Here is a 5,004-nt window from a genome sequence, read left to right as displayed (position 1 = left end):
CTGGCGGTGGCGCTCGGCGACGTCGGCGCCTGGTGCGGCGGTACGGCGCTGGGGCGGCGCGGTCCGCTGGCCCGGCCGCTGTCGCCGCTCTCCCCGAACAAGACGTGGGCGGGGGTGCTGGGCGCGGCCGTCGCGACCGGGGCGCTGCTGGCGGTGCTCGGCGCGTTCAGCCCGCTGCTGTGGGCGGCGGTCGTCGGCGGCTGTGTGCTCGGCGATCTGGTCGAGTCCATGGTCAAGCGCGAGTCCGGGGTGAAGGACGCGGGCAGCTGGCTGCCGGGCTTCGGCGGCCTGCTCGACCGGATCGACTCCCTGCTGGTGGCCCTTCTCCTGGCGATGGTGATGTCGTGAAGCCTCGGGGAAGCACGCTTGTGCGCACCTCCGGCGTCCTCCCGGTCCGCTCCCGGGTCTCCTCGGCCCTGCGACGAGGCCTGTGGTGGGGCGTCCTCAGCCTCACCGGCGGCATCGAGCGGCGCGGCCGGCTGCCGCGCGGCGGCTGCGTGGTCGTCGCCAACCACACCTCGCACGCGGACACGGCGGCGCTCCTGGCCGCGCTGGACGCCCGGCACAGCCCGGCGATCGGCGCGGCGGCGGACTACTGGTTCGCGTCACCCTGGCGGCGCCGGATCTGCCGCAGGCTGGCGGCCGGCTTCCCGGTGCGCCGGGCGGGCGGCGGGATGGCAGACCTGCTCTCGATGACCGGCGAGCTGCGCGAGGGCCGGGCGGTCGTGCTCTTCCCGGAGGGCACCCGCGCCGAGGACGGCACCCTCGGCTCCTTCCACAGGGGCGCGCTGGTCCTGGCCGAGGCGGCGGGCGTGCCGGTGGTGCCGGTGGGCATCGCGGGCACGGACCGGCTGCTGCCCAAGCACGGCCGGCTGCGCTCGTCCCTGGTCCGGGTGACGATCGGGGAGCCGCTGTCCTCCGGGGCCACCCCCGAGGCGGCCCGGGACGCGGTGCGCGGACTGCACGCCCGCACGGCGGCCGAACCCCTGCGGGACTCGGCGGTGCGCAGGCGGGTGGCCTCGGTCGTGACGTCCCGCGCGGGGCTGCCGCTGGCCTTCTGCTGGGCGTTCGCGGAGGCGCTGAGCTGGCCGCTGATGCCGGAGCTGCTGCTCGCCGCGGTCTGCGTGGCGGTGCCGCGCGCGGCCCTGAGGATGTCGCTGGGCGCGCTGGCCGGGAGCCTGGTGGGCGGGCTGCTCGCGCTGCACCTGGCGGCGGGGGGCGCGGATCTGCCGGCCCCGCTGACCACGGACCGGATGCGGGCGGAGGTCCGCGCGGAGCTGGCGGTGGAGGGCGCGTCGGCCGTCCGCCACCAGCCGTGGAACGGCATCCCGTTCAAGGTGTACGGGGCGGAGGCGGGCCGGGCTACGGTGCCCGCGGCGGACTGGGTGGCCGCTTCGGCGGCGGCGCGGGGCTCGCGGACGCTGACGGTGGGGCTCGCCTTCGGCGCCCTCGGGCTGCTGCTGCGCCGCCACCGCCGCCTGTACGGGCCCTACCTGGTGCTGCTCGGCGGCGGCTTCGCGGTGGGGCTGGCGCTGATCGTGCGCGGGTGGAGCTGACCCCGGTGTGGAAACCGCCCCCCGTCCGGCAGGGGAACCGGACGGGGGGCGGGAGCCGGGGCGGGGCACCGGGGGCGCCCCGGAGGGCGTCAGCCCTGGTGGGGGTAGGTGTACTCGGTCGGCGGGACCAGGGTCTCCTTGATGGCCCGGGTGAGGGTCCAGCGCTGGAGGTTCTGGGGGGCACCGGCCTTGTCGTTCGTACCCGAGGCGCGGCCGCCGCCGAAGGGCTGCTGGCCGACGACGGCACCGGTCGACTTGTCGTTGATGTAGAAGTTGCCCGCGGCGTAGCGCAGCTTCTCCATCGTGTACGCGGCCGCCGCGCGGTCGTTCGCGATGACGGAACCGGTCAGGGCGTAGTCGGAGACCGACTCCATCTGCTCCAGCATCGCGTCGTACTGGTCGTCCTCGTAGACGTGCACGGCGAGGATCGGGCCGAAGTACTCGGTCGTGAAGACCTCGTTCTCGGGGTCGGTGCACTCGATGACGGTCGGGCGGACGAAGTAGCCCACCGAGTCGTCGTAGCTGCCGCCCGCGACGATCGTGCACGCCGGGTCGGCGGCGGCACGGTCGATCGCTGCCTTGTTCTTCGCGAAGGAGCGGTCGTCGATGACGGCGCCCATGAAGTGCGAGAGGTCGGTGACGTCGCCCATGGTGATGGAGTCGACCTCGGCCGCGAACGCCTCCTTGAAGCCCGAGTTCCAGATGGAGGCCGGGATGTAGGCGCGCGAGGTGGCCGAGCACTTCTGGCCCTGGTACTCGAAGGCGCCACGGGTCAGCGCGGTCTTCAGGACGGCCGGGTCGGCCGACGGGTGGGCGACGACGAAGTCCTTGCCACCGGTCTCGCCGACGAGCCGCGGATAGGTGCGGTAGTTGGCGATGTTGTTGCCGACGGTCTTCCACAGGTGCTGGAAGGTCGGGGTGGAGCCGGTGAAGTGGATGCCGGCCAGGTCGCGGTGGTTCAGGGCCACCTCGGAGACGGCGATGCCGTCACCGGTCACCAGGTTGATGACGCCCTTGGGCAGACCGGCCTCCTCCAGCAGCTGCATGAGCAGCACGGCGGCGTGGGTCTGCGTCGGGGACGGCTTCCACACGACGACGTTGCCCATGAGGGCGGGCGCGGTCGGCAGGTTGGCGGCGATGGCCGAGAAGTTGAACGGCGTGATCGCGTAGACGAAGCCCTCCAGCGGGCGGTGGTCCATGCGGTTCCACACGCCCGGAGAGTTGGCCGGGGGCTGCTCGGCGAGGATCTGGCGCGCGTAGTGCACGTTGAAGCGCCAGAAGTCGACCAGCTCGCAGGGGCAGTCGATCTCGGCCTGCTGGGCGGTCTTGCCCTGGCCGAGCATGGTGGAGGCGGCCAGCGTCTCGCGCCACGGGCCGGACAGCAGCTCGGCGGCGCGCAGGATGATCGCGGCGCGGTCGTCGAAGGACATCGCGCGCCAGGCCGGGGCGGCGGCCAGGGCGGCGTCGATCGCGTCCTGGGCGTCCTGCTCGGTGGCGCCGGCGAAGGTGCCGATGACGGCCTTGTGGTTGTGGGGCTGCACGACGTCGACGCGCTCGCCGCCACCCATCCGCTTCTCGCCGCCGATGGTCATCGGCAGGTCGATGGGGTTCTGGCTGAGCTCCTTGAGCTTGGCCTCCAGGCGGGCGCGCTCCGGGGAGCCCGGGGCGTAGGAGTGGACCGGCTCGTTGACCGGCGCGGGGACCTGGGTCACAGCGTCCATGGGTTCCGATGCTCCTTCAGTCAGTCGTGGGGAGGGTGGAGGGGGTTGCTCAGCCCTTGGTGAGGATGGAGCGGCCGAAGAACAGCAGGTTGGCCGGCTTCTCGGCGAGGCGGCGCATGAAGTACCCGTACCAGTCGGTGCCGTACGCGGTGTAGACACGCATGCGGTGGCCCTCGGCGGCGAGCCGGATGTGCTCGTCGCTGCGGATGCCGTACAGCATCTGGAACTCGTACTCGTCCAGTTTGCGGCCGGCCTTGCGGCCCAGTTCCTGGGCGATGGCGATGAGGCGGGGGTCGTGGGACCCGATCATCGGGTAGCCCTCGCCCTGCATCAGGGTCTTCAGGATGCGGACGTACGCCTTGTCGATCTCGGCCTTGTCCTGGTACGCGACGGAGGCGGGCTCCTTGTAGGCGCCCTTCACGATGCGCACGCGGCTGCCGGCGTCGGCGAGGCGGCGGGCGTCCTCCTCGGTGCGGAAGAGGTACGCCTGGATGACGCAGCCGGTCTGCGGGAAGTCCTTCCGCAGCTCCTCGTGGATGGCGAACATCGAGTCGAGGGTGGTGTGGTCCTCGGCGTCCAGGGTGACCGTGGTGCCGATCGCGGCGGCGGCCTCCACGACCGGGCGCACATTGGCGAGGGCCAGTTCGTGGCCGCCGTCCAGGGACTGGCCGAACATCGAGAGCTTGACGGACATCTCCGCCCTGGTGCCCAGGCCGAGGTCCTTGAGGCGCTCGACGAGCTCCAGGTAGGCGTCGCGCGCGGCGGCGGCCTGCTCGGGGGTGGTGATGTCCTCGCCGACGACGTCGAGGGTGACTTCCAGGCCCTTGTCGGCGGCGTCCTCGATGACGGGGACGACCTGGTCGACCGTCTCACCGGCGATGAAGCGGTCCACGACCTGCTTGGTGCCGGGCGCGGCCGAGATGAACCGGCGCATCTTGTCGCTTCGCGACGCGGCGAGAATCACGGGACCCAGCACGGGGCACCTCCACGGGAAGTACGAACGAAGCCACACCGCCGTATATGCCGTGTAACGAACATAAGCGGTACAGCACGGAGAACCACCGTGAAATCTAAGGATCGCGCCGTTTCCGTGCCATCGACAGCTGCCACACATCCGTGGACTGGATCTCAGACATATGTCTGAAGGGGTGCGAGAATGGCCGGGTGAAGGGCGATTACCAGGAGCTGGTGGACGAGATCTCCGCGCTGCTCGGCGTACCCGCGACGCTGGAGAACCGCGATTTCGGCCTGGTCGCCTTCGGGGCCCACGACAGCGAAGACACCACAACGATGGATCCGGTCCGCACCCGGTCGATCCTCACCCGCCGCTCCACCCCGGCGGTCCGCGCCTGGTTCGAGAACTTCGGCATCACCCGCGCCACCGGCCCCCTGCGCATCCCGGCCGCCCCCGAGGCGGGCGTCTTCCGCGACCGCATCTGCCTGCCGGTACGCCATCGGGGTGTCGTGCTCGGTTACGTGTGGCTGCTCGACGCCGACCCCGGGCCGACCGACCGCCAGCTCGACGCGGCGATGGACGTCGCCGCCCGGATCGGCGCGCTGCTGGCCGACGAGGAGCGGGCGGGCACCGACCTGTCCCGGGAGTTCGGCGCGGTGCTGGCCGCCGGGCGCGGCTGGCAGCGGGACATGGCGGTGGCCGCGCTGGCCGCAGCCCTGGGCCCCGACGCGGACGGGCTGCACACCGTGGTGTGCGTGACCCCGTGGCCGGA

4 protein-coding genes and 1 pseudogene are annotated in these 5,004 nt (G+C 72.3%); 3 read left to right on the top strand and 2 right to left on the bottom strand.

Features of this window, described 5'->3' with window-relative positions:
• Together G3I41_RS13380 and G3I41_RS13375 are read left to right on the top strand one after the other, a co-directional pair.
• A partial coding sequence (locus G3I41_RS13380) for a phosphatidate cytidylyltransferase (protein ID WP_164400436.1) occupies window positions 1-348 on the top strand: 348 nt, incomplete at its 5' end.
• A gap of 20 nt (window positions 349-368) precedes the next feature.
• Entirely contained in the window at window positions 369-1,556 is a 1,188-nt protein-coding gene (locus G3I41_RS13375) for a lysophospholipid acyltransferase family protein (RefSeq protein ID WP_343242114.1), read from the top strand.
• Between the two features lie 89 nt (window positions 1,557-1,645).
• On the opposite strand, the gene pruA is transcribed toward G3I41_RS13375, so the two are convergent.
• Both pruA and G3I41_RS13365 read right to left on the bottom strand, forming a co-directional pair.
• Entirely contained in the window at window positions 1,646-3,277 is a 1,632-nt protein-coding gene (gene pruA / locus G3I41_RS13370; RefSeq protein ID WP_164400434.1) for an L-glutamate gamma-semialdehyde dehydrogenase, read from the bottom strand.
• Between the two features lie 49 nt (window positions 3,278-3,326).
• Window positions 3,327-4,253 (bottom strand): proline dehydrogenase family protein, encoded by a 927-nt coding sequence (locus tag G3I41_RS13365; protein ID WP_164400433.1) that lies wholly within the window; start codon window positions 4,251-4,253, stop codon window positions 3,327-3,329.
• 188 nt (window positions 4,254-4,441) lie between these two features.
• Here G3I41_RS13365 and G3I41_RS13360 point away from each other — a divergent pair.
• Window positions 4,442-5,004: pseudogene (locus G3I41_RS13360) on the top strand (PucR family transcriptional regulator); the annotation flags it as partial.

Source organism: Streptomyces sp. SID9727, assembly GCF_010550605.1.
Lineage (GTDB): Bacteria > Actinomycetota > Actinomycetes > Streptomycetales > Streptomycetaceae > Streptomyces.
The sequence above is the reverse complement of the archived record's forward strand: the minus strand, read 5'-3'. Positions and strand labels throughout refer to the sequence as shown.

What these genes read in the sequence shown, in the direction of transcription:
- pruA (WP_164400434.1), bottom strand. Translation starts at nt 3,277, where the DNA reads ATGGACGCTGTGACCCAGGTCCCCGCGCCGGTCAACGAGCCGGTCCAC.